17 protein-coding genes are annotated in these 25,833 nt (G+C 69.7%); 6 read left to right on the top strand and 11 right to left on the bottom strand.

The window, feature by feature from the left end; all coding sequences use genetic code 11:
- Positions 1 to 334 precede the first annotated feature (334 nt).
- A complete protein-coding gene (locus K7854_RS06665) occupies positions 335 to 1,435 on the top strand; it encodes an LCP family protein (RefSeq protein ID WP_226025423.1) in 1,101 nt (366 codons plus the stop codon).
- Positions 1,436 to 1,517: 82 nt separating this feature from the next.
- On the opposite strand, the gene K7854_RS06670 is transcribed toward K7854_RS06665, so the two are convergent.
- Together K7854_RS06670 and K7854_RS06675 are read right to left on the bottom strand one after the other, a co-directional pair.
- A complete protein-coding gene (locus K7854_RS06670) occupies positions 1,518 to 2,639 on the bottom strand; it encodes a PLL family lectin (RefSeq protein ID WP_226025424.1) in 1,122 nt (373 codons plus the stop codon).
- Positions 2,640 to 2,864: 225 nt separating this feature from the next.
- Positions 2,865 to 3,890 carry a PLL family lectin gene (locus tag K7854_RS06675; protein WP_226025425.1) on the bottom strand — a complete coding sequence of 342 codons (1,026 nt, stop codon included), beginning with the start codon at positions 3,888 to 3,890 and terminating at the stop codon, positions 2,865 to 2,867.
- 98 nt (positions 3,891 to 3,988) lie between these two features.
- Between K7854_RS06675 and K7854_RS06680 the strand changes: the two genes are divergently transcribed.
- Entirely contained in the window at positions 3,989 to 4,366 is a 378-nt protein-coding gene (locus K7854_RS06680) for a PIN domain-containing protein (RefSeq protein WP_226025426.1), read from the top strand.
- Positions 4,367 to 4,439: 73 nt separating this feature from the next.
- On the opposite strand, the gene K7854_RS06685 is transcribed toward K7854_RS06680, so the two are convergent.
- Complete coding sequence (locus K7854_RS06685; protein WP_226025427.1) at positions 4,440 to 5,951, bottom strand: amino acid permease; 1,512 nt, start codon at positions 5,949 to 5,951, stop codon at positions 4,440 to 4,442.
- A 244-nt stretch (positions 5,952 to 6,195) separates the two neighbouring features.
- Entirely contained in the window at positions 6,196 to 8,124 is a 1,929-nt protein-coding gene (gene dxs / locus K7854_RS06690; protein WP_226025428.1) for a 1-deoxy-D-xylulose-5-phosphate synthase, read from the bottom strand.
- Between the two features lie 383 nt (positions 8,125 to 8,507).
- Here dxs and K7854_RS06695 point away from each other — a divergent pair, with 383 nt between their 5' ends.
- On the top strand, positions 8,508 to 10,031 hold the full coding sequence (locus K7854_RS06695; RefSeq protein WP_226025429.1) for a glycosyl hydrolase family 18 protein: 1,524 nt from the start codon (positions 8,508 to 8,510) through the stop codon (positions 10,029 to 10,031).
- A 129-nt stretch (positions 10,032 to 10,160) separates the two neighbouring features.
- Here K7854_RS06695 and K7854_RS06700 read toward each other — a convergent pair whose 3' ends face one another.
- From K7854_RS06700 to ngcE, 7 genes are all read right to left on the bottom strand, one after another.
- The gene (locus tag K7854_RS06700; protein WP_226025430.1) at positions 10,161 to 11,453 is read right to left on the bottom strand and encodes a sugar ABC transporter permease; all 1,293 of its coding nucleotides are present in this window, start codon (positions 11,451 to 11,453) and stop codon (positions 10,161 to 10,163) included.
- Positions 11,450 to 12,241, bottom strand: a complete 792-nt coding sequence (locus tag K7854_RS06705) for an ATP-binding cassette domain-containing protein (RefSeq protein ID WP_059298203.1) — start codon at positions 12,239 to 12,241, stop codon at positions 11,450 to 11,452. Before K7854_RS06705 ends, K7854_RS06700 begins: the two co-directional genes overlap by 4 nt.
- 157 nt (positions 12,242 to 12,398) lie before the next feature.
- Positions 12,399 to 13,502: an ABC transporter substrate-binding protein gene (locus tag K7854_RS06710; protein ID WP_226025445.1), complete on the bottom strand. Its 1,104-nt coding sequence runs from the start codon at positions 13,500 to 13,502 to the stop codon at positions 12,399 to 12,401.
- A 133-nt stretch (positions 13,503 to 13,635) separates the two neighbouring features.
- Positions 13,636 to 14,847 carry an ROK family transcriptional regulator gene (locus tag K7854_RS06715; RefSeq protein WP_226025431.1) on the bottom strand — a complete coding sequence of 404 codons (1,212 nt, stop codon included), beginning with the start codon at positions 14,845 to 14,847 and terminating at the stop codon, positions 13,636 to 13,638.
- Between the two features lie 233 nt (positions 14,848 to 15,080).
- Entirely contained in the window at positions 15,081 to 15,989 is a 909-nt protein-coding gene (locus tag K7854_RS06720; protein WP_226025432.1) for a carbohydrate ABC transporter permease, read from the bottom strand.
- Complete coding sequence (locus K7854_RS06725) at positions 15,986 to 17,047, bottom strand: carbohydrate ABC transporter permease (RefSeq protein WP_264086982.1); 1,062 nt, start codon at positions 17,045 to 17,047, stop codon at positions 15,986 to 15,988. The genes K7854_RS06720 and K7854_RS06725 overlap by 4 nt, the downstream gene beginning before the upstream one ends.
- A 7-nt stretch (positions 17,048 to 17,054) precedes the next feature.
- Positions 17,055 to 18,398 carry an N-acetylglucosamine/diacetylchitobiose ABC transporter substrate-binding protein gene (gene ngcE / locus K7854_RS06730; RefSeq protein WP_308112528.1) on the bottom strand — a complete coding sequence of 448 codons (1,344 nt, stop codon included), beginning with the start codon at positions 18,396 to 18,398 and terminating at the stop codon, positions 17,055 to 17,057.
- Positions 18,399 to 19,076: 678 nt separating this feature from the next.
- Between ngcE and K7854_RS06735 the strand changes: the two genes are divergently transcribed.
- The 3 genes from K7854_RS06735 to K7854_RS06745 all read left to right on the top strand — a co-directional run.
- A complete protein-coding gene (locus K7854_RS06735) occupies positions 19,077 to 22,883 on the top strand; it encodes a GH92 family glycosyl hydrolase (RefSeq protein WP_226025435.1) in 3,807 nt (1,268 codons plus the stop codon).
- A 288-nt stretch (positions 22,884 to 23,171) separates the two neighbouring features.
- A complete protein-coding gene (locus tag K7854_RS06740; RefSeq protein ID WP_226025436.1) occupies positions 23,172 to 23,981 on the top strand; it encodes a hypothetical protein in 810 nt (269 codons plus the stop codon).
- Positions 23,982 to 24,019: 38 nt separating this feature from the next.
- Positions 24,020 to 25,833 (top strand): non-ribosomal peptide synthetase (locus tag K7854_RS06745; protein ID WP_226025437.1); only part of this gene is annotated, 1,814 nt, incomplete at its 3' end.

Raw genomic sequence — 25,833 nt, forward strand, 5'->3', positions numbered from 1 at the left:
CTCGATTCACGACCACACCAGGCACCGACCGACCGGCCAGTGCCGTCCACACCGAAACTTCAACGTTCACAGGACCGCCACATCTTCGCCAAGGTCCCGATAGCTGTCAACAGCAGTCACTTATGACAGAAAATACACTGCTCTCTGACATGCCCCTGAACACCGGACATCAGAAAGATGTCCAGTGCCACCGACCGACCCATCGGGCAATCGGTCTATAGTTCGGAAACGCTTCGGCGACCATCGCCGCGGCGGGGCCCGGCCTCTCCCCCCACTCGTGCCCTGCATTCATGACCGGACAAGCGCTCCGGCCGACAAGAGAGGACCGAGGTCCATGACGCACGCCCCGACGGAGACGAGCCCCCGCCGGTCCAGGCGTGCACCCACCGGCCGCCGGTCGGCCCGGCCGCCCAAACGGCGCCGCGCCTGGCGCTGGGTCGGGCTGAGCCTCGTCCTGTTGCTGCTGGTCGTGGGCGGTGTCGGGTACTGGTTGTACAGCGACCTCAACGGCAACATCAAGGGCGTCGACATCAACGAGGCGATAGGCGACGACCGCCCCGAGAAGCTGCCCACCTCCGGCCAGAACATCCTGGTCCTGGGCTCCGACTCCCGTGCCGGGGACAACGCCGAACTGAACACCGGCAAGGTCGCCGGGGCGCGTTCGGACACCGCGATGGTGATGCACATACCGGAGGGCCGCACGGAGGCCGTGGCCGTGAGCATCCCTCGTGACACTCTCGTCACCCGTCCCGAGTGCAAGAAGCAGGACGGCAGCGAGGTCGCCTCGGCGAAGCGCGTGATGTTCAACTCCATCTACTCTCAGGTCGGTCCGGCCTGCGTGGTCAAGACGGTGGAGCAGATGTCCGGCATCCGCATGGATCACTACATGGAGATCGACTTCGCCGGCTTCAAGGACCTGGTCGACGCCATCGGTGGCGTCACGGTCACCGTGGAGGAGGACATCCACGACCCGTCCAGCGGTCTTGACCTGACCGCCGGGACGCACAAGCTGAACGGCACCGATTCCCTCGCTTTCGTCCGCACCCGGCACGGCGTCGGCGACGGCAGCGACCTCGGGCGCATCGGTCTCCAGCAGCAGTTCATGCTCGCTCTGCTGAGTGAGATCAAGCGCCAGGACCTGCTCGGCAGCCCCACCAAGACCTACAAGATCGCGGACCAGCTCACCTCGGCGCTCACCACCGACTCCGACCTGGCCTCCCTGACCAAGCTGGCCGAGTTCGGACGCAGCCTCAACGGCGTCGATCCGTCCAGCATGGAGACCATCATGCTGCCGGTCGCCTACGACACCCAGGACCCCAACCGGGTGGTGGCGGCCCAGCCGCAGGCGGAGCAGCTCTGGGAGGCGCTCCGCAAGGACCAGGACATTCCGGAGTCGGCCAAGAAGTCCCCCGCCAAGGGTGGCGGCTCCTCCTGAACCGCCGGTGGAAGCACGGCAGCGGCCGGACACGATAACGAAACGATTCGTCACCGTGTCGGGCCGTCGCCCGCAGCACTCCTCAGACGCTCGTCGGGGGATCGAACGCCAGTCCCGGACCAGTGCCCTGCCGCGCGACGCGCAGCCTGCCGTCGGGGCTGATCAACGCGAGGACGATCCTGCCGTACGCGTCCAGAGCCAGCGCGGGCGCGCCCACACTCGCTCCACCGGCCGGCGACCACCACAGACCCGCGCCTTCGTTCTCGGTGCCGCAGGCGGCCACCATGACCTCGCCGTCGGGTCCGCGATGGGCCAGCACCGTGCAGTCGTAGCCGTCGAGTACCGCCCGCAGCACCGCGACCCGTTCCCCGCTCGAGGCTCCGCCGAGTGGGATCACCCAGCCGCCGACCCGGTGGGCGACGAGTTGCCCGGTGTCCTCGTCGGCCCAGAAGTAGGTCGACCGCTCCGGCGCGGTCTCCAGCACCGTGGCGGTACCGGCCGCCACGCGCAACGGGAGGTTGGGTTCCTGCACGAAGTCCCCGTCGGCCCGGGGTTGCGACCAACGCATCACGAGTTGCGCGTTGCTCGCGAACACCTCGATCCGCCCCGAGGGGTGAGCAACCGCGGTGAATCCGTCCCGCACGCCGCTGCCCTTGAGATCCAGCCAGGGATCCCATTTGCCGCTGGGCCCCTCGCGACGCAGCATCAGGCCGCCCCCGGCGTTGGGCACGAGAACGTGAACACGTCCGGTCGGGCTCACCGCGGCCACCGGAGCGCCGAGACGGGCGGCCTTCTCCCGCTGTGGGTGGGGATTGCCCAACGACCTCCACTCGGTGACCGGTCGGGCGGTCTGGTACTGAATGGCGTGGACGATGTCGACGGTGGGCAGGCCCTCGCCGCCCGCGCGGGCCCGTCGCCCGAGGAAGTGGACATAGGTGTCCGCGCCCTGGGCTACCGAGAGGTCCGTGAGGTCGGGCACCGGAATGAAATCCGGCTCCGACCAGTGCGGGCCACCGGGCCTGGTCTCCGTCCAGCGCAGCAGCCCGGTGCGGGAGCGCGCGTAGGCGGTCAGCCTGCCGTCCTTGCCCAGCACGAGCCAGCGGCCGTCGAGACAGCTCTCGGCGACCTGCTGCTCCCTGTCCGGCTCGACGACCCGGCCGGCCGATCTTCCTCGGGCGGCGCCGCGCCCGGATCTGGTCCGCATGACGTGACCTGCCCCTCCCGCCGCCGAAACGCGGCTGACCCGCTCCCCTCCGCGGGATCTGCCCTACGCGGAGGCTGAGCGCGAACCATCATAGATCGAACGTTCGACGAACATGATGTGACAACCTCGTGCACGGCTCTTCCTACGCGGCAGCCGAACGGACTGCGGTCGGGCGCGTCGGACTCACGTACCGCTCCCCGTCATGGACCGGCTCGCAGGGCGGGCTCAGACCGCCTCCCAGGCCCCCAGCGCCAGCCCCGCCTCGTCCTTGCGCCGGCTCAGCAGCAGCTGCCCGGTCGACGGGGAGAGGGTCGCCGCCACCAGGCGGCCGTCGGCGTCCGGGGTCAGGGAGACGGTCGCGTCGGACGGCAGGGCGGGGCCCGACTCGGTCCAGGCCGCGCCCAGCTCCTCCAGTTCCGAGGGGTACGCGGCGAAGGCGACGCGGCCGCTGCCCGCCGAACGCTGGGCGAGCACCGTGCAGTCGTGGCCGTCTATGACGGTGCGGACGGCGGCCACGGGGCCGGGGCCGACGGCGGTCACCAGGGGGGTCGGTTTGCCACCGGGGCGCCAGGCGCACAGTTCACCCGTGCCGGCGTCGGTGTAGAAGACCGTGGTGTGCTCGGCGGAGGTCGCCAGGGCGCGCAGGGTGCCCGGGCGGACGGCGGCGCGCAGGTGCTCCCCCAGCACCATGCGGGTGCCCGGCGCCTCCTGGCTCCAGTGCTGGATGCCGCTCTCCACGGGCGCGTACAGCTCGACCAGGCCGGCCCAGGTCGTCAGGGCCACGGGCGACTCCTGGACGTGGCTGCCCTGCAGGTCCCGCCACGGCGCCCAGCCGCCCTTCTGCCGCTGGGCCACCATGTTCATGCCGCCGCCGGCATTGCGGACGAAGACGTGAGCGCGCCCCTGCGCGTCGACCGCGACGGCCGGGGTTCCGGTGCGGTCGCCCTGCTTGTCGGGGTGGCCGACCGGCTGCCAGTCGAGGGGCGCGAGCAGGGGCCGGAAGTGCGTGGTGTGCGTGAGGCCGCAGCGGCCGGCCCCGGTGGGGTGCCAGGCGACCAGGTGGGCGTAACCGTCGAGGCCCTGCCCGACCGCGAGGGGGCCCGGGCACAGTTCCTGGTCGCCGCCGATGCGGCGCGGGGCCTCCCAGGGCCCGGCGGGCGTGCGTTCGGCGCGCCACAGGGCGGCGCCGTCCGACGGGAGGTACACACTGAGGCGGCCGTCGCGGCCGAGGAGAAGCCAGTCGCCATTCACCGCATCACTCTAAGCGGGGCGGTCGGCTCCGTGTCGTTCGGGTACGGCCGTCGCGCTCGGAGCCTGGCGCGGCGCCGGGCACGTGCGACCCTGGCGGGATGGAAGAGAACGCGTCCCTGCTCGTGGTCGTCGACGCGGCGAACGTGGTCGGCTCGGTGCCCGACGGCTGGTGGCGGGACCGGCGGGGGGCCGCGGAGCGGTTGCGGGACCGGCTGGCGGCCCACGGGGTGCCGGGGCGGGCGGGTCCGGCGGAGGTCGTCCTGGTCGTCGAGGGCGCGGCCCGCGGGGTGGAGTCCGTGACCGGCGTACGGGTGGAGTCCGCGCCCGGCAGCGGGGACGACCACATCGTCGAGCTGGTGGCGCGGGCGGCGGACGGCCGGCCGGTCCTGGTCGTCACGGCCGACCGCGAGCTGCGCCGCCGGGTGACCCGGCTGGGGGCGCAGGTGGCGGGGCCCAGGACGGTGCGGCCCGGGTGAGGGGCGGCCGCGTACGGCGCCGGGGCCCCGCACGGCGTGTGTGCGGGGCCCCGGCGCGTCGGGTCCGGTGGCGCTACGGGCCCTTCGGGGCGGACGGCGCGGCCGGGGTCTCCTCGCCGCGGGCCAGGCGGCTGTGCGTGCGGCCGTAGAGGAAGTACACGACGAAGCCGATCGCCATCCAGATGCCGAAGCGGACCCAGGTCTCGGCGGGCAGGTTCAGCATCAGCCACAGCGAGGCCGCCACGGACACGATGGGCAGCAGCGGGACCAGCGGGGTGCGGAAGGCGCGGGGCAGGTCGGGCCTGGTCCGGCGCAGGATGATCACGCTGATCGCGACGACGACGAAGGCGAACAGCGTGCCGATGTTCACCAGCTCGGCCAGCTCGCTGAGGCTGGTGAAGCCGGCCACGATCGCGATGATCACGCCCAGCAGGATGGTCGGCCGGTAGGGGGTGCGGAACCTCGGGTGGACGTGGGAGAAGAAGCGCGGCAGCAGTCCGTCCCGGCTCATCGCGAAGAAGACGCGGGTCTGGCCGAGCAGCAGGATCATGCAGACCGTGGTCAGGCCGACCGCCGCGCCGAAGCTGATCACGCCCGAGAAGAAGGGGTGCCCGGTGGCCTTGAACGCGTCGGCGAGCGGGGCGTCGATGGACAGCTGGGTGTAGTGCTGCATGCCGGTGACGACGATGGACACGGCGACGTACAGGACGGTGCAGATGGCCAGCGAGCCGAGGATGCCGCGGGGCATGTCGCGCTGCGGGTTCTTGGTCTCCTCGGCGGCCGTGGCGACGATGTCGAAGCCGATGAAGGCGAAGAAGACGACCGAGGCGGCCGTGAAGATGCCCATCACCCCGAAGTTGGACGGCGCCCAGCCGAACATCAGCTGGATCAGTGGTGAGTGCAGTCCCCCGCCCGCCTCGACGGGCTGCGACTTCGGGATGAAGGGGTCGTAGTTGGCGCCCTTGATGAAGAAGGCGCCCGCGATGATCACGATGAGGACGACCGCCACCTTGATGGCGACGACGAGCGAGGTGATCCGCGCCGACAGCTTCATGCCGAGCACGAGGATGGCGGTGAGCACCAGCACCAGGGCGGCCGCCAGGATGTCGAAGCCGAAGCCCTCGGCGCCGTCCCTGCCGCCCAGCTCGGCGGGCATGTGCCAGCCCGCGTTGTCCATCAGCGAGCGGATGTAGCCCGACCAGCCGACCGCCACCACCGCGGTGGCCAGCGAGAACTCCAGGACCAGGTCCCAGCCGATGATCCAGGCGGGCAGTTCGCCGAGCGAGGCGTAGGAGAAGGTGTACGCGGACCCCGCCACCGGGACGGTGGAGGCAAACTCCGCGTAGCACAGCGCGGCGAGCGCGCAGACGGCACCGGCCACGGCGAAGGCGAGGGCCACGGACGGCCCGGCGTTGTTCTTGGCGACCGTGCCGGTCAGTACGAAGATGCCGGTGCCGATGACGACGCCGATACCGAAGACCGTCAGGTCGAGCGCCGACAGGGACTTCTTGAGCTGATGCTCGGGCTCCTCCGTGTCACGGATCGACTGCTCGATCTTCTTGGTCCTGAACAGGGTGTTGCTCACGGGGACCTCCCACGCTTGTCGTCCTCGACATGATCGAGAGGGGGCGTACTGCGTATGCCCCGGCGTGGGCGATTTCACGCGGATGGGCCGGTTCCGCCACTGCAACGAGTGGCGGAACCGGCCCGTCCGGCGGAGTGCCGAGTGCGCGCGGAGTGCGGCGTGCCGAGTGCGCGCGGAGTGCGGCGTGCCGAGTGCGCGCGGAGTGCGGCGTGCCGAGTGCGCGCGGAGTGCGGCGTGCGCGGTGTCAGTCGCGCGCGGCCTGCACCTGGTCCACCTCGGCGCCCGCCCGGTCGTACCTGCCGTCGAGCTTGGCGACCAGGCCGGTGACCTGGCGCGCGATGTCCGGCGCGGTGAGCCCGATCTCGGCCAGCACCTCGGCGCGCGAGGCGTGGTCGAGGAAGCGCGGCGGGATGCCGAAGTCGCGCAGCGGCACGTCGACGCCGGCGTCGCGCAGGGCCTGGGCGACGGCGGAGCCGACGCCGCCGACGCGGGAGTTGTCCTCGACGGTGACGACCACGCGGTGCCGCTCGGCGAGCGGGGCCATGGCCTCGTCGACCGGCTTGACCCAGCGCGGGTCGACCACGGTGGTGGAGATGCCCTGCTTGTCCAGCAGGCCGGCGACCTCCAGGCACATCGGCGCGAGGGCGCCGACGGAGACCAGGAGCACGTCGGGCGTGTCGGTCCCGGGGGCGCGCAGCACGTCCATGCCGCCGACCCGGCCGACGGCGGGTACGGCGGGGCCGACGGCGCCCTTGGAGAAGCGGACCACGGTCGGCGCGTCGTCCACCGCGACGGCCTCGCGCAGCTGGGCACGGACCTGGTCGGCGTCGCGCGGGGCGGCGAGCCGCAGGCCCGGCACGACCTGGAGGATCGACATGTCCCACATGCCGTTGTGGGAGGCGCCGTCGGTACCGGTGACGCCGGCCCGGTCCAGCACGAAGGTCACGCCGCACTTGTGCAGGGCGACGTCCATCAGCACCTGGTCGAAGGCGCGGTTGAGGAAGGTGGCGTAGACGGCGAAGACCGGGTGGACGCCGCCGTGGGCGAGGCCGGCCGCGGAGACCGCGCCGTGCTGCTCGGCGATGCCGACGTCGTAGACGCGGTCGGGGAAGGCCTTGGCGAACTTCTCCAGGCCGACCGGCTGGAGCATGGCCGCGGTGATGGCGACCACGTCCTCGCGCTCCTTGCCGAGCTTGAGCATCTCGTCACCGAAGACGGACGTCCAGTCGGCGCCGGAGGTGGCGATGGGCAGGCCGGTGTCGGGGTGGATCTTGCCGACGGCGTGGAAGCGGTCGGCCTCGTCCTGGAGGGCGGGCTGGTAGCCGCGGCCCTTCTCGGTGAGGCAGTGCACGATCACCGGGCCGCCGAAGCGCTTGGCGCGGGTGAGGGCGGACTCCAGGGCCTCCAGGTCGTGGCCGTCGATCGGGCCGACGTACTTCAGGCCGAGGTCCTCGAACATGCCCTGCGGGGCGATGAAGTCCTTCAGGCCCTTCTTGGCGCCGTGCAGGGTGTCGTAGAGGGGGCGCCCGACGACCGGGGTGCGCTCCAGGACCTCCTTGGTGCGGGCCAGGAAGCGCTCGTAGCCGTCGGTGGTGCGCAGGGTCGCCAGGTGGTTGGCGAGGCCGCCGATGGTGGGGGCGTAGGAGCGCTCGTTGTCGTTGACGACGATGACCAGGGGGCGGTCCTTGGCGGCGGCGATGTTGTTCAGCGCCTCCCAGGCCATGCCGCCGGTGAGGGCTCCGTCACCGATGACGGCTACCACGTGGTCGTCGCGCCGCAGGACCTGGTTGGCCTTGGCGATGCCGTCGGCCCAGCCGAGGACGGTGGAGGCGTGGCTGTTCTCGATGACGTCGTGCTCGGACTCGGCCTGGGAGGGATAGCCGGACAGGCCGCCCTTCATCTTGAGCCTGGAGAAGTCCTGGCGGCCGGTGAGCAGCTTGTGCACGTAGGACTGGTGGCCGGTGTCCCAGAGCACCTTGTCCTTCGGCGAGTCGAAGACCCGGTGCAGGGCGAGGGTGAGTTCCACCACGCCGAGGTTGGGGCCGAGGTGGCCGCCGGTCTTGGAGACGGCGTCGACGAGGAAGGTACGGATCTCCTCGGCCAGCTGAGTCAGCTCTTCCAGGCTGAGCCGGTCCAGATCGCGCGGTCCCGTGATGCGGGTCAGCAGCGGCACCCGTGCCTCCTTGCAGTAGAGCTGTTGCCGGGCTCGTCGAGTCTAATGTTCCGCTCCGGCGGAACGTGTCCGGGCGGTGCGTCGTACGTCACGCGTTCGGCCTTACCCACGGACGGGCCGTTCTACGTCTTCCCGGTCCGCGTCTTCCCCGTTTGCGCGCGGGGGCACGCCGCCGCGCGGCTTGGTGACACCTTTACCCGGCTGGTCCAGTCCGCGGGGCGCGCGGTGTCCAGGCCCGGAGGCGTCCGGTCCGGCGTATTGGTCTAGTCCCATTCTGGTCCAGACCATTGCGTCCCCCGTCGCCGCGGCGATATCCCCGTACCCGGCAACACCCCAGCACAGCACGGGAATCGACGTTCCACCCCACACACACCGGGACTGACATGAGACGCATGCGTTCCATCCGCGCGGCCCTCACCGCGGCCGCGACCGCCGTGGCCGCGGTGGGCCTCGCCCTGTCCGGCACCGGCGCGGCCCAGGCGGCGACCCCGCTGCCGGACCGGGTCTTCGCGCCGTACTTCGAGGCCTGGACCGGCGAGAGCCCGGCGGCGCTGGCCGCGCAGTCGGGGGCCAAGCACCTGACCATGGCCTTCCTCCAGACGGCGACCCCGGGTTCCTGCACCCCGTACTGGAACGGCGACACGTCGATGCCGATCGCGCAGTCGACCTTCGGCGCCGACTTCGACACCATCCAGGCGAACGGCGGGGACGTCATCCCCTCGTTCGGCGGCTACACGGCCGACACCACCGGGACCGAGATCGCCGACAGCTGCACCGACGTCCAGCAGATCGCCGCGGCCTACGAGAAGGTCGTCACGACCTACGACGTCAGCCGGCTCGACATGGACATCGAGATCGACGCGCTGGACAACACCGCGGGCATCGACCGCCGCAACAAGGCCATCAAGCTGGTCCAGGACTGGGCCGCCGAAAGCGGCCGCGACCTGGAGATCTCCTACACGCTGCCCACCACCACCCGCGGCCTGGCGAGCAACGGCGTCGCCCTGCTCGAGAACGCCGTCAAGAACGGCACCAAGGTCGACGTCGTGAACCTGATGACGTTCGACTACTACGACAACCAGCCGCACGACATGGCCAAGGACACCCAGACGGCCACCCAGGGCCTGCACGACGTGCTGGCCCGGCTGTACCCGGACAAGTCCGCCGCCGAGCTGTGGCACATGATCGGCGTCATCGAGATGATCGGCGTCGACGACTTCGGGCCGGCGGAGACCTTCACCCTGGACAACGCCCGCACCGTCTACGACTGGGCCCTGGACCAGGGCATCAACACGCTCTCCTTCTGGGCGCTGCAGCGGGACAACGGGAGCTGCGCGGGCGGCGGCGCGGCCGACAACTGCTCCGGCATCCAGCAGAACACCTGGGACTTCTCGCACATCTTCGCGCCGTTCACCAGCGGCGGCACCGTCCCGGACAACGACTTCTCCCTCTCCGCCGCCCCGGCCTCGGGCACCGTGACCGCGGGCGCCTCGGCCACCACCACGGTGAAGACCGCGGTGAAGACGGGCGAGGCGGAGACGGTGCAGCTCAGGGCGAGCGGCCTCCCGGCGGGTGTCACCGCGTCCTTCAGTCCCGCCTCGGTCACCGCGGGCGGGCAGTCGACGCTCACCCTCGCCACCACCGGCCAGACGGTCTCGGGCACCTACTCCGTCACCGTCACCGGCACCAGCCCGTCCGGCAGCCACAGCACCACGTACACGCTGACCGTCACCGGCGGCAACGGCAACCAGTGCACGGCCGCCCCGTGGGACTCGGGTGCCGTCTACACCGGCGGGCAGCAGGTCTCGCACGAGGGGCACACCTGGAAGGCCAAGTGGTGGACGACCGGCGAGGAGCCCGGCACCACCGGCCAGTGGGGCGTCTGGCAGGACCTCGGCGCCTGCTGACGGCCACGAGGCGCCCGCTGACGACCACGACGGCACGCAAGGCAGGACCGGCAGCGGAGGAAAGCGAAACGGCCCGCCCGCCCAGGATTCAACTGGGCGGGCGGACCGTCGTCGGCCGTGCGGAAGGTGTTACGCGCGGCCGGCCGTCTTCTGCGTCTTGCGGGTGATCGCGTCGATGACGACCGTCGCCAGCAGCACACCACCGGTGATCATGTACTGGACCGGCGAGGCGATGCCCTCCAGGGCGAGGCCGTACTGGATCGAGACGATGACCATCACACCGAGCAGCGCGTCCCAGGTGCGGCCGCGGCCGCCGAACAGGGAAGTACCGCCGATGACGGCCGCGGCGATGACGTTCATCAGGAACTCACCGGTGCCCGCGCCCTGGTTGGCGGAGGCGATCTTCGAGGCCACGAAGAGGCCGCCGATCGCCGCGAAACCGCCGGCGATCGCGAAGACCGAGATCCGGATCAGCTCCACGTTGATACCGGCACGGCGGGAGGCCTCGACACTGCCGCCGAGCGCGAAGATCTTCCGACCGTAGGCGGTGCGGCGCAGCACGAAGTCCGTGAGCAGCAGGAACGCCAGGAAGATCACCACGGCCAGCGGCAGGCCCTTGTACTGGTTGAAGACGATCGCCACGGCGAAGGCCAGGATGGCGAGCAGCACCGTGCGCACGATGATCTCGTTCAGCGGCCGGGACGGCACCCCGGCGGCCTCGCGGCGGCGGTTGTCGAAGAACGCGGCGAGGAAGTAGCCCGCCGTCACCACGACCGCCAGACCGTAGGCGGCGGCCACGTCGCTGAAGTAGTAGCTCGTCAGCTTGACGACGACGCCCTCGGAGTCGAGGTTGATCGTGCCGTTGTCGCCCAGGATCTGCAGCATGAAGCCCTGCCAGAACAGCAGTCCGGCGAGCGTCACGGCGAAGGCCGGGACACCGATGCGGGCGAAGACGAAGCCGTGGATGGCACCGGCGACGGTACCGGTGAGGATCGCCAGCAGCAGGGCGAGCCACTCGTTCATCCCGTGCGTGACGCTCAGCACCGCGAAGGTGGCGCCCGCGACACCGCTGACCGAGCCGACCGACAGGTCGATCTCGCCGAGCAGCAGCACGAAGACGATGCCGACGGCGATCATGCCGGTGCCCACCATGGCGACCGACATGTCGGAGAAGTTGCCGGCGGTGAGGAAGTTGGAGTTCAGGCTGGTGAAGATGGCCCAGATGATCAGCAGGCCGACGACGACCGGTATGGACCCGAGGTCACCGGCCTTCATCTTCCGCTTGAACTCGCCGATGTAGCCGGCGAAGCCCTGCTCACGCACGAGCAGCCGGGGGTCGACGGCGGTGACGGCGGCGGCCGCCGCGTCGGTGTTCTCCGCCGCGCTGTCCGCGGCAGGGGTGGAGGTCTTGTCGATGCTCACTTCTTGATCTCCCCGTTTGCGCGCGCCGCACGACGGGTCACGGCGTTCTCCGTGGCACCCGTGATGGCGGAGATGATCTCTTCCTGCGAGGTCGACTTGACCTCGAAGACACCGTTGTTGCGCCCGAGGCGCAGGACGGCGACCTTGTCGGCGACCGCCTTGACGTCGGCCATGTTGTGGCTGATGAGGATGACGGCGTGGCCGCGCTCGCGCAGCCGCTCCACGAGGTCGAGGACCTGCGCGGTCTGCTCGACGCCGAGGGCGGCGGTGGGCTCGTCCAGGATGACCAGCTTGGGCTCGCCGAGCATGGACCGGGCGATCGCCACGACCTGGCGCTGACCGCCGGAGAGCGAGGCGATCGGGATGCGGACGCTGGGGATGCGGATGGACAGCGTGTCCAGCAGCTCGCGGGAGCGGCGCTCCATCTCCACCTCGTCCAGGACGCCGCGACGGCGGATCTCCCGGCCCAGGTAGAGGTTGCCGACGACGTCGATGTTGTCGCACAGCGCGAGGTCCTGGTAGACCGTCGCGATGCCGAGGTTCTGGGCGTCGTGCGGCCTGTTGATCGAGACGGCCTTGCCGTCCCACTCGATGGCGCCCTCATCGATGGGGTGCACGCCGGCGATCGTCTTGACCAGCGTGGACTTTCCGGCGCCGTTGTCGCCCACCAGGGCGACCACCTCACCGGCGTGGACCTCAAGCTCTACCTCGGTGAGCGCCTGGACGGCACCGAATCGCTTGGAGACCCCGCGCAACGCCAGCACGGGCGTAGCGGACACGTGAACCATCTCCTTCGCCGCCTGACCCGGCGGGAGGTTGTGCAGAAGTTTGGGGGGTGTTCCGTCCGGCGCCCCGCGTAGCTTGCGGGGCTGATGGGTGCGGGGCGCCGGAGGAGCTGGGGCGGCCGGTCCCGGGCGGCTCAGTCGGCTCGGGACGCGGGTCCGCTTACTTGAGGCCGATCTTGTCGCAGGCGGCCTTGTACTTGTCCGTGCAGATCTCGTCGATCGTGTAGAAGCCGTCCTTGATGACGGTCTCCTTGATGTTGTCCTTGGTCAGCGAGACGACCGGGACGATGACCGCGGGGATGTCCTTGGCGGTGGCGGAGTCGACCTTGTCGTTGGCGATGGAGTCGAGCGACTCGCCCTTGGCCAGCGCGACGGCCATCTCGGCCGCGGTCTCGGCCTCCTTCGGGTACGACTTGAAGACGCTCATGTACTGCTCACCGGTGACGATGCGCTGCACGCCCGCGAGCTCGGCGTCCTGGCCGGTGACCGGGACGTTGGCGATCCCGGCGGCCTTCAGGGCGGTGATGATGCCGCCCGCCATGCCGTCGTTGGCGGAGTAGACGCCCTGGATCTTGTCCTTGCCGAGGGCGGAGATGGCGCCCTCCATGTTGGCGTTGGCGTTCTCCGGCTTCCACTCCTTGGTGTCGTACTCGCGGCCGACCTTCACCTTGCCGTCGAGGGCGGCGTGCGCGCCCTCCTTGAACTGGGCGGCGTTCGGGTCGGTGGAGGAGCCGTTCATCATGACGATCTGGGCGTCCTTGGCCTTGTCGCCCAGCGCCTCAAGGAGCGCCTCGCCCTGCGTCTTGCCGACGGTGACATTGTCGAACGAGGTGTAGGCGTCGATCGGGCCCTCCGCCAGGCGGTCGAAGGCGACGACCTTGATGCCGGCGTCCTTGGCCTTCTTGACCGAGCCCGCGATCGCCTTGTAGTCCACCGCGTCCACGATCAGCACGTCGACCTTGTTGGTGACCATCGTGTCGACCTGCTGGTTCTGCAGGCTGGCGTCCTGCTTGGCGTTGGCGTAGACGACCTCGCCCTTGTTGTTCGTCAGCTCCTTGACCTTCTTCTCGATCATGGGCTTGTCGAACTTCTCGTACCGCGCGGTCTGGTTCTCCGGAAGGAGCAGACCGACCTTGATGTCGTCGCCCTTCTTCGCGGCCGAGTCGGACGAGTCGTTGTTGTCGCCGGACTCCTTGGCGCTGCCACAGGCGGCGAGCGAGACGGCCATGGCACCGGCGGCGAGGGCAACGGCGGCACGACGCATACGCGTGTTCACTTCACAAACCTCCCTGACGAGGCCGCGTCGTTGCGGCCGAGGTGGCTGGAAGTCAACTCGGCCGCACGTGCGACGTCAAGAAGTAAATCCTTAACGAGATGACAACGGTGCCATCCGTGCTCTAAGTGAAGGCAGGCGTGGCCGCCGGCAGAGCGCCGGTCGCAGATCCGTCCAAGAGCGTCGAATCGCCCATCTCGCTGAGCGCGAGGGCGAGGGCCCCCAGCACCTCCGCACGGCCCCCGAGGGCCCCGGGAAGCACCGAGAGCTGCCGCGCCGCGCTGGGGATGGCGTACCGCCCGACGGACTCTCTTATCGGCCCGAGCACCAGCTCACCGGCCTCGGCGAGATCGCCGCCGAGGACGACTCGGCTCGGGTTGAGCAGGTTGCAGAGATTGGCGACTCCACTGCCGATGTGGCGGCCGACGTCGGCGATCACCCGACGGCAACCGGGGTCACCGTCCCGGGCCAGCCGCACCACGCCCTCCATCGTCAGATCGGTGCCGTGGCTGGGCTGGAGGAGCGGAAGCACATAGCGTGCTGCCGCGAAGGTCTCCAGGCAACCCCGGTTTCCGCACCGGCAGACGGGACCGGCCTCGTCGAGGGTGATGTGCCCGATTTCGCCCGCGGTGCCGCCGGGTCCGCGATAGATCTTCCCGTTGATCACCAGACCGGCGCCGACGCCGCTGGCGACCTTGATGTACGCCAGGTCCCGCACCCCCCGGCCGCTGCCCCAGACCAGCTCGCCGAGGGCCCCGAGGTTGGCGTCGTTGTCCACGTGCACCGGCACGCCGAGCCGCCCCCGCAGCTCCTCGGCGGGCCGGGTGCCGCCCCAGCCGGGCAGGATGGCGGTCGAGCCCAGCGTCCCGGACTCCACGTCGATCGGGCCGGGCACGCCGAGGCCCACCCCGGCGATCTTGGCGCGGTCCACGCCGGTGGCCGCGATCAGCCTGCTGACCAGCTGTTCCGCCCGGTCGAAGCCCTGGTCCGAGGAGGCGTCGACGTCCAGCGGCTCGGACTCCTCGGCGAGCACCTGGTGCGCGAGGTTGCCGAGGGCGACGCGCAGGTGGGTGTGGCCGAAGTCCACGCCGATGACGATGCCGGCGTCCCCGCTCAGCGACACGCTGCGGGCCCGGCGGCCGCCCGCGGAGGTGGGCGTCACCTCGACGGTGCCGCCGTCCTTCAGTTCCCGGACGATGTTCGAGACCGTGGCCGCGGACAGGCCCGTCGTCCTCGCGATCTCCGCCTGCGTGAGCGAACCGGCGAGTCGTACCGCGCGTACGACGCGTTCCAGGTTGGCTCGGTGCAGCGACGACTGCGACCCGGGAGTCTCCATTGACTCTCACCCTCATCCCCTGGGTCCGCGTCACCCTGTGCGATGCGGACCTTGTACAAGTTATGAACCCCAAACTCCGCTGAATCGCCCAGTGACGTCAAGCCCTTGAAAGAAATCGGTTCCAGGCCGTCTCCAGGACCGGCTGCCGGTGGTACGCCGCAGGGGTCCGTCCCCGGAGAGCTGTCTCTCCGGGGACGGACCCCTGCGTACGCCGGGTGGAGCGGCGGTCGGCGTCAGCGGAAGGTGCCCTGCGACACCGAACCGGCGATCCGCCGCTGGAAGACGCAGTACACGAGCAGTACGGGCACCACCGTGATCACGATCGCCGCGAACAGCGCACCGTAGTCGATGTCGTAGACCTGCGAGGACGCGTAGGCGGCCATGCCCTGGGTGAGGACCCACTTGTCCTGGTCGGTGTTGAGCGCCACCGGCAGCAGGAACTGGTTCCACAGGCCCAGGAAGTTGAAGATCGCCACCGCGGCCATGCCCGGACGGGCCATCGGCAGCATCACCTGGAAGAACGCCCTCCAGTCCCCGGCACCGTCGATCAGCGCGGCCTCGTACACGTCGTGCGGCAGCGACCGGAAGAAGGAATATAGGAAGAACATCGTGAACGGCAGCGCGAACGCGACATAGGTGAGGATCAGTCCGGGACGGGTGTTCAGCAGCCCGAAGTTCTGCAGCTGGAAGAAGAGCGGAACGATCGCCAGGAAAACCGGGAAAGTCAGGCCGGCGAGCATCACGTAGTAGATCAGCCGGCGTCCGGGGAACTCGAACCGGGCGAGGATGTAGGCGCACATCGCGCCGAGCAGCATCACCAGGACCAGTGCCGAGACCACGACGATCACGGAATTCAGGAAGTACTTTCCGATGTTCGCGTCGGTCCACGCGTTCGCGTAGTTCTCGAAGCGCCAGTGATCCGGCAGCGAGAACGGCGAGGAAAGGATCTCGCCGGTCGATTTGAACGACGACATCAGCACCCACAGCATGGGCACGATCACGATCACGGACCACAGGATCAGCAGGGCGTGCGAGATCGCCGCGAATCTGCGGTCGCTGCTCGCGGCGGCCCTCGTCAGCTTGCGGTCGCTCGCCGGTTTCCGGTCACTGGCCGGCTTCCGGTCGGCGGCGATGACGCTCACCGGGCACCTCCCTTGGCTGCGGCACGCCGAGCCCTGGACCCAGGTGCTTTCCTCTTGCTCTCGCCCTCGCCGCCGCCGGTGAGGCGGTTGACGAGGAACACCAGCGCCGCGAACACCAGGGTGACTACGGCGAGGACGACGCCCATCGCGGTGGCGTAGCCGAACTGCTGCTTGGCGAAGGCGACGTTGAACAGACGCTGGCTGATGGTCAGGGTCGAGTTGTCCGGGCCGCCGTTCGGCACCATCGCCTGGACGTAGACGAACGCGTCGAGGGCGGCGATGCCCAGGTAGATGTACGCCGTCTGCACGCTGTCCCGGATCGCCGGCAGGGTGATCGAGATCGTGGTGCGCAGCCGGCCGGCCCCGTCGATCTTCGCCGCCTCGTACAGCTCACCGGGAACGCCCTTGATCGCGGCGATGAAGAGCACCGCGTAGAACCCGACGAGCCCCCAGATGATGACGAACATCACGGCCGGCATCGCGGTCGCCTTCTCGCCCAGCCACGCGAACGTGTCGAAGTGGTCGAGACCGAGGCCGGTGAGGACGCCGTTGAGCAGGCCGGCGTTCGGGTCGTACATCTGCGCCCAGATCAGACCGACGATGATCGCCGGCACGACGTAGGGGAAGAACGAGATGATCCGGTAGAACGACGCCCCCCGGATCCCTCGGACGGGGCCCTTGCTCGGCCCGCCCAGGGTGATGGCCACGGCGACCCCGAGGGCCAGCGTCAGCGTCACCAGCGGCACGAAGGCGGCGAGGAGTGCGACGTTGCGCAACGCCTTCAGGAAGATGTCGTCCTGGAACATCTTCGTGAAGTTGTCGAAGCCGACGAAGTTGTAGTCCGGGCTGAAGCCGCGCCAGTCGGTCATCCCCCAGAAGATCGCCTGGCCGAACGGGATCAGCACGAAGATCACGAAGATGGCCAGTGGGACACCGAGGAACGCGAGGAAGAACGTCACCCGGTCGAACGTGAGCTTGCGGCGCCGTGGCCGCCCGCCGCGAGCGGCCGGCTCGGGCCGGCGGCTCGCGGTTTCGGCAGTGGGGATCGTCTCTTTCATCGCGGTGCTAGCTGACCTTGACCTTGTCGACGGAGTCGTCTTCCCGGACCTTGTCGGAGATCTTCTGCAGGGCCGAGGTCAGCCCCTTGCCGTCGAGGTCACCGGCGAGGAACGAGTTCCACGGCACCAGCTGGTCGGTGTTCAGCCCGTAGGTCTCGACGAACATGTAGTTGAAGATGTTGGTGCCCGCGGCCTCCAGCATCTTCGTCTGCGAGACGAGCGCCGTCGATCCGTAGCCGTCGGCGGGCACCGTGCCCTTGACGATCGTCGGGGCCAGCTTCGTCTTGGAGAAGTTGGCGGCCGCCTTCTCCGACAGCATCGCCCGGAGAACTTCCTTGCCGCCGGCCGGGTTCTTGCCCTGCTTGGGCACGATGAACGGCTCGCCGGCGGCCGCGCGGAGCGCCTCGTAGGGCATCGCCGGCTTGTCGGTGAGCGTCATCGACGGGATTCCGGTCATCTGGAAGTCCGCCTTGGTGGCCTTCTTCATCTCGTTCTCGATCCAGCCACCGGACGGGTAGAGCAGCGCCTTCTGGTCGTTGCTCCAGATCGCCTGCGCCTTCTGGAACTGGGTGCCGGAGCCGCCGGGGACGAACATCTTCTGCTTGACCATGGTCTCCATGACCTTGATCACGCCCTGCACGGCCGGGTGCGACCAGCAGCCCTTCTCCAGGTTCTCCAGGGCGAGCCGAACCTCGTCGCCGCCCTCCTTGATCGCCGAGTCGATCAGGAGCGTGCGGTAGTAGGTCGCCGCCTCCTTGCCGTGGACGAAGAGGTACTTGCCCTTCTTCTTCGCCTGCTGGCCGAGGTCGAGCGCCTCGTCCCAGGTCTTCGGCGGGGTCCAGCCGTTCTCCTCGAAGAGCGTCTTCGAGTACCAGACGCCGTACACCGTCATCACGTAGTTGAGCGCGACGAACTTGTCCTTGAACGTGCCGGGGGTCTTGACGCCGGGGTAGACGATGTCGGCGATCTTCTTGCCCTCGTAGGTGCTGGCCTCGAAGAGGTCGTCCAGCTCCTCCAGCTGGTCGAGGATGCCGAGGAAGCCGATCTGGTCCTCACCGGAGTTGTCGATGAGGTCCGGCGGGTTGCCGCCGACGAAGCGCGGCTGCAGCTGGGGGGCGATGTCGACGACCGGCTTGACCTGGACCTTGAGGCCCTTGACCTGGCTGCCGAGCACCTGGTTGGTGTAGTCGACGTAGTCGGTGCCGTAGCCGCCGTCGAAGATGGCCGCTTCGACCGAGGAGTTCGCGGCGGCACCGAACGGGTTGTTGGCGCTCTTCTCGCCCTTCGGGCCGCCGTCGCCGTCGCCGTCCTCGCTGGAGGGAGAACTGCAGGCGACCGCGAACGAGCCCACCGCCGCGGTGGCGATGGCGCCGCGCAGGAGTGTCCGCCTGTCAAGAGAGCCGGCACGAATGGTCATCTTTGCATCCTCACTGATCGATTGGTTCTGTCCGGGTGTGCTGCGTGTGCGGCCGCCGTGACCGGGCCGGTCCTGATGCCGGCCGCACGTGAGGCGTTGTCGCCGTCGTCTCGGAGCCGCGGTGCGGCGCCGATGATCAGCTGAGCGATGCCGGCACAACAGTCGCCGGGGCCGGAGCGGCGGTCGCGCTCCGCCTGATCAGATCGTGATGGCCCACGCCGGTGGTGGATCCCATGCTCAAGTCCTCGCCTTCTCCAGGACTCAGGCGGTGAACCGGATCCTCCCCGGCACCGCGTTCGGGTCAAGCTGGGTCGTGCAGGAAATGCGGCCGTACAAGGTCGGGTGCGGTGAAGATGCCCCGGAGTGCCGACAGGTATAGTCCACTTTCACTTGGCGGAGCAAGATCGAATGCAAGGTTCGCGGTACGTCTTTTCCGAGTTGAGACCTCCCGGAAATATGAGCGGCCTGTGCGCGGCATGCCGTAGGAATACCTGCCATAAGCCCCGAACGCCACATCCAACACCCTTGACATCACATGCCACTTGACCCCTACTGGTCCTTGCGCAGTTGATTTGACAACGTTGTCCCACGCGCAGGGAGGGTGGCCAGGACATGCAGTACAGAGTTCGGCACAGATGGGGTCCGGCGGTCGTCATGACGACCGCCTTCGCCTTGGCGGTGGGTTCACAGGGGGCGGCGGTCGCACTGCCGGGCGCGCCCGCGAAGGCCGACCGGGAGTTCGCGTCCTCGTTCGAGGCGGACGACCCGGCTCCGGACTGGACCGACACCGTGGACACCGGCGCGGACGGCCGCAAGCGGGCCTCCGGGGTGGACGGCGGGTACAGCACCGGCATACCCGGCAACGTCACCGAGAACGTCACCGGCGTGCGCGCCAGCGCCGAGAACACGGGCGGCCGGGAGGTGAAGGAGAACCTGGTCGACAACGAGCCGGCCACCAAGTGGCTCACCTTCGCGCCCACCGGCTGGGTCGAGTTCGACCTCGACGCCCCGACGAAGATCGCCAAGTACGCGCTCACCTCGGCCAACGACCACGACGAGCGCGACCCGCTGGACTGGACGCTGAAGGGCTCGGCGGACGGCGAGACCTGGCAGACGCTGGACACCCGCTCCGGGGAGCACTTCGGCGAGCGCTTCCAGACCAAGACGTACGAACTCGCCGAGACCGCCGAGTTCCAGCACTTCCGGCTGGAGATCACCAAGAACAACGGGGCCGGCGACGCGCTCCAGCTCGCCGACGTGCAGCTGGCCACCAGCGACACCGAGGTCCCCACGCCGGAGGACATGCTCTCCTACGTCGACGAGGGCCCGGTGGGCTCGCCGACCGCGAAGGCCAACGCCGGGTTCACCGGCACCCACGCGCTGCGCTACGCGGGCCGGCACACCGCGGACGGCCGGGGCTACTCGTACAACAAGGTCTTCGACGTCGACATCAAGGTCGACCGGCGCAGCGAGCTGTCGTACAAGGTCTTCCCGTCGATGGCGGACGGCGACCTCGACTACGACGCCACGAACGTCTCCGTCGACCTCGCCTTCACCGACGGCACCTACCTGAGCGACCTGAAGGCCACCGACCAGCACGGGTTCCCGCTGACGCCGCGCGGTCAGGGCGACGCCAAGGTCCTCTACGTGAACCAGTGGAACAGCGTGAAGTCCGGGATCGGTTCGGTCGCGGCCGGCAAGACGATCGACCGGATCCTGCTCGCCTACGACTCCCCCAAGGGCCCGGCGAAGTTCCGGGGCTGGCTGGACGACGTGAAGATCGAGCGGGCCGCGCCCGAGCGTCCCAAGGCCCACCTGTCCGACTACGCGCTCACCACCCGCGGCACCAACTCCAGCGGCAGCTTCTCGCGCGGCAACAACTTCCCCGCGACCGCCGTGCCGCACGGCTTCAACTTCTGGACGCCGGTGACCAACGCCGGTTCGCTCAGCTGGATCTACGAGTACGCGAGCGGCAACAACGACGACAACCTGCCCACCGTGCAGGCGTTCGCCGCGAGCCACGAGCCGAGCCCCTGGATGGGTGACCGGCAGACGTTCCAGGTGATGCCGTCGGCCGCCTCCGGCACCCCGGACACCGGCCGGGACGCCCGCGAGCTGGCCTTCCGGCACGAGAACGAGACAGCCAGGCCGTACTACTACGGCGTGCGGTTCGAGAACGGCGTCAAGGCCGAGATGGCGCCGACCGACCACGCGGCGATGATGCGCTTCACCTATCCCGGTGACGACGCGAGCGTCATCTTCGACAACGTCGAGGACAACGCCGGTCTGACCCTGGACAAGGAGAACGGCACCTTCACCGGCTACTCGGACGTCAAGTCCGGCGGCTCCGCCGGTGCCACCCGCCTGTTCGTCTACGGCGAGTTCGACTCCAAGGTCACCGGCGGCGACTCCAGCGGCGTCAAGGGCCACCTGCGCTTCGACGCGGGCCGGGACCACGCCGTGACGATGCGCATCGCCACCTCGCTGATCAGCGTCGACCAGGCGAAGGACAACCTGCGCCAGGAGATCCCGGAGCGCGCCTCCTTCGACAAGGTCAAGCGCGACGCCCAGAAGCAGTGGGACAAGATCCTCGGCAAGGTCGAGGTGGAGGGCGCCACGCAGGACCAGCTGACCACGCTGTACTCCGGCCTCTACCGGCTGTACCTGTACCCGAACGCGGGCCACGAGAAGGTCGACGGGACGTACAAGTACGCCTCCCCGTTCTCCAAGGCGGTCAAGGAGAACACGCCGACCGAGACCGGCGCCAAGATCGTGGACGGCAAGGTCTACGTCAACAACGGCTTCTGGGACACGTACCGGACCGCCTGGCCCGCGTACTCCTTCCTCACCCCGTCCCAGGCCGGTGAGCTGGTCGACGGCTTCGTGCAGCAGTACAAGGACGGCGGCTGGACCTCGCGCTGGTCCTCCCCCGGCTACGCGGACCTGATGACCGGCACCTCCTCGGACGTGGCCTTCGCCGACGCCTACGTCAAGGGCGTCGACTTCGACGCCAAGGCGGCGTACGACGCAGCGGTCAAGAACGCCACCGTGGTGCCGCCGTCCTCGGGCGTGGGCCGCAAGGGCATGGAGACCTCGCCGTTCCTCGGCTACGCCGGTACCGAGACGCACGAGGGCCTGTCGTGGTCGCTGGAGGGCTACCTCAACGACTACGGCATCGCGAAGATGGGCGAGAAGCTCTACAAGGAGACCGGCCAGAAGCGGTACAAGGAGGAGTCCGCGTACTTCCTCAACCGCGCCCAGGACTACGTCAACCTCTTCGACGCGCAGGCCGGTTTCTTCCAGGGCAAGGACACCAAGGGCAACTGGCGCGTGGACTCCGAGAAGTACGACCCGCGGGTGTGGGGCTACGACTACACGGAGACCAACGGCTGGGGCTACGCCTTCACCGCCCCGCAGGACAGCCGGGGCCTGGCCAACCTGTACGGCGGCCGGGACGGTCTCGCCGACAAGCTCGACGAGTACCTCTCCACCCCGGAGACGGCCTCCCCGGACCTGAAGGGGTCCTACGGCGGGGTCATCCACGAGATGGTCGAGGCGCGGGACGTCCGCATGGGCATGTACGGGCACTCCAACCAGGTCGCCCACCACGCCCTGTACATGTACGACGCGGCCGGGCAGCCGTACAAGACGCAGAAGAACATCCGCGAGGTGCTCCAGCGGCTGTACACCGGCAGCGACATCGGCCAGGGCTACCACGGCGACGAGGACAACGGCGAGCAGTCGGCCTGGTTCCTCTTCTCCTCGCTCGGCTTCTACCCCCTGGTGATGGGCAGTGGCGAGTACGCCATCGGCTCCCCGCTGTTCAAGAAGGCGACGGTGCACCTGGAGAACGGCCGCGAGCTGGTCGTCAAGGCGCCGAAGAACAGCACGAAGAACGTCTACGTGCAGGGCCTGAAGGTCAACGGCAAGCGCTGGAACTCCACTTCGCTCCCCCACTCGCTGATCGCCAAGGGCGGCGTCCTGGAGTTCGACATGGGCGCGAAGCCCTCCTCGTGGGGCACGGGCGAGAACGCGGCGCCGCCGTCGATCACCCAGGACGACGAGGTGCCGACCCCGCGCACCGACGCCGTCACGGGCCAGGGCCCGCTGTTCGACAACACCTCGGCGACCGACGCGAGCGTGACCTCGGTGGACCTGCCGGTGTCCGACAAGGGTGCCAAGGCGGTCCAGTACACGCTCACCTCGTCGGCCGACCGCACCAAGGCCCCGGCCGGCTGGAAGCTCCAGGGCTCGGCCGACGGCACCACCTGGAAGACGCTGGACGAACGCTCCGGCGAGTCCTTCGCCTGGGACCGGCAGACCCGGGCGTTCTCGGTGAAGTCGCCGGGCTCGTACGCCAAGTACCGGCTGGTCCTGGACGGCGCGCACACGCTGGCGGAGGTGGAGCTGCTGGCCTGAACCTTGAGGTGAGCACGGAATGACCTTGCGGGGTACGCCTGGTGACGGGCGTGCCCCGCACATGGTTGTACGGCCCCACGTCCCGCGTCAGAGGGCGTACGCGACGCCTCTTCGAAGGGGACGAACGCGAGGGCCGCAGGCCGCCCGGGACCGCAGGTGTCGCCCCCGCCCCTCCGCTGGGGCCACTAGGGGGGCGACTGGGGTTTGTCCGCGGGTGCGGGGCACCTAGGGTCGCGTTCGAACGCTGCTGAACGGCGTTCGATGACTCTTGGGGGAGGCAGGCGCGTCATGAACGGGAGCGGATCCTGGACGGTCCGGTCCGGAGGGACGGCGGACGGCATCGTTCTCGCCGTCGACTTTCCGGGCACGGGACGGCGAGAAGCCGGTTTCACGGAACTCGCCGAGCGGCTCGAGATCCCGTACGCCCTCTGGGAAACGCTGCCGCCGCCACTGGCCTCCGGCACCACGCCGACCGGTGCCGAGTGGCTCGACCGCTGGACGGCGGGCGTCGAGGCGAGCGGGCGCCCGGTGCGCGCGGTGATGGGTTTCTGCGCCGCCAGTCCGTACGCGGCCGTCCTGGCGCACCGTGTCGGGGCGCTGCAGGGCGAGACACCGGACACGGTCTTCTTCGACCCGGACATCCCGCAGGAGTTCTTCCTCTACTGGCAGTACCAGCAGATCATGGAGCGCTTCCTGCCGGAACTGACCGCCGAGGAGAAGGCAGCAGCACGGCAGCGGGGAGAGCGGGCGCGCGAGCAGGCCGGCGACCTCACCGCCCTGGGTAAGCAACTCAGCCGTCTGTTCCGCGAGTACGGCGAGCCCGCGTGCCGCCGCGCCGGCCTCGACGACGAACGCACGGCGGAATTCCTGGGCGGCTTCTCCACGTACGTGTCCTTCGTGTGCGGCTCCGGCGAGATCGCGGCACAGGAGCCGGAGGCCCTGGTCGGCACCTGGTCCACCGCGACCGCCGTGACCTCCGCGGGCGGCGGTGAGGCGGGGCGTCTGGTCGCCAAGGAGATCCCGTTCCCCGACGTGGCGCACGTCGACCTGCTGGCGTCCGACGAGGTGGCCGCCGCCGTCTCCGCCCTCCTGCAGTGACCCCCGCCCCCGACCGCGAGGACGACACCGTGGCAAACGTGGCACGTCCGGCTGCCCCGCACGCGCTGACCGGTCCGCTGCTCCCGGTCCCCGGCACCCTCCTGCCCGATCTGCTGGGCGCTGTGACCGTGGCGTGGCGCGACGAGACAGCCCTGGTCGCCCCGGACACGACGTACACCTACGGCGCCCTGCACGCCCGGGTCCAACGACTGGCCCGCCGACTGCTCGACGACGGAGTCGGCGCCGAGGACTTGGTCGCCGTACTGCTGCCGCGCACCGCCGACTCGGTCGTCGCCATGCTCGCCGTGCTCACCGCAGGCGCCGTCTACGTACCCGTGGACAGCGGCTACCCGCAGCGGCGCATCACCGGCATGCTCGCCGACGCCCGTCCCCGCCTGCTGCTCACCACCCGCGCCCTCGCCGACCGGCTCGCCCCGGACGTGCCCGCCCTGTGCCTGGACGACCCCGAGACGGCCGCGGCAACGGCCGCCCTGTCCCCCGGACCGGTGCGGGACGGGGACCGTACCCGCCCCCTCACTCCGCACGACGCCGCGTACGTGCTGTTCACATCGGGCTCGACCGGCCGGCCCAAGGGTGTGGTCGTCGAGCACCGCTCCCTGATGAATCTCGTCGCCTCGCACCGCGAGCTGTTCTTCGGGCCGGCGACCGAGCACCTCGGACGCCCCCGGCTGCGCGTGGCGCACACCGCGGCCCAGTCCTTCGACGCGGCGTGGGACCCGGTGTTGTGGCTGTTCGAGGGACACGAGCTGCATCTGGTCGACGATCTCACCCGCCGGGACCCGGCGCTGCTGGTCCGGCACATCGCCGAACACCGCATCGACGTGGTGGAGACCACGCCCACCTTCGCCGAACAGCTGGACCTCAGCGGCCTGTTCGACGCCTCCCGCCCGCATCGTCCCGGGGTGCTCGCACTCGGCGGCGAGGCCGTCGGCCCCGTCCAGTGGGAGCGGCTGCGCGCGCTGCCGCATCTTCTCGCGTTCAACCTGTACGGGCCCAGTGAATGCACCGTCGACGCGTTCATGGCGCCGCTGGCCGCACACCCGGAGCCCACGCTCGGGCGGCCCGTCGCCAACACGCGTGCCTACGTCCTGGACGAGCGGGGCCGGCCGTGCGCGCCGGGCGAGACGGGCGAGCTGCACCTCGCGGGCGCGGGTGTGGCCCGCGGCTACCTGGACCGCCCGGACCTGACCGGCGAACGTTTCGTGGACGACCCGTGGCAGCCGGACGGCGGCCCCGTGTACCGCACCGGCGACCTGGTGCGGCAGGATGCGGACGGCACGCTCGCCTTCGTGGGCCGCGCGGACGACCAGGTCAAGCTGCGCGGCCAGCGGCTGGAACCAGGCGAGGTCGAGCAGGTGCTGCTGGGCCACCCCGACGTGCGGCAGTGCGCGGTCCTGCTGCGCGAGGACGCCCCCGGCGTGCAGCACCTCGTCGCCTACGTGGTCGGTGCGGGGTGCGTACCGGCGGACCTGCGGGCCCACGCCGCCGCATCACTCGCCCCCTACATGGTGCCGTCCGCGGTCGTTGTCCTGGACGCGCTGCCGCTGTCCCCCAACGGCAAGCTGGACCGGGCCGCCCTGCCGTGCCCGGACTTCGGGGCGCCGGGAGGCGGACGGGCTCCCGCCACGCCGGCGGAGAAGCTGCTGTGCCGGCTGATCGCGGACGTTCTCGGCGTCGAGGACGTCGGCCCCGAGGACGACCTCTTCCAGCGCGGCGGGGACAGCATGGGCGCCATCCGTCTCGTCGCCGCAGCCCGTGCGGAGGGGCTGACCCTGCGGCTGCAGGAGGGACCGCGAAGGCGGTCGGTGAGTGGCGGGGGACGCGGCGTGGC

It is taken from the genome of Streptomyces hyderabadensis, assembly GCF_020404845.1.
Taxonomy (GTDB): Bacteria; Actinomycetota; Actinomycetes; order Streptomycetales; family Streptomycetaceae; genus Streptomyces; species Streptomyces hyderabadensis.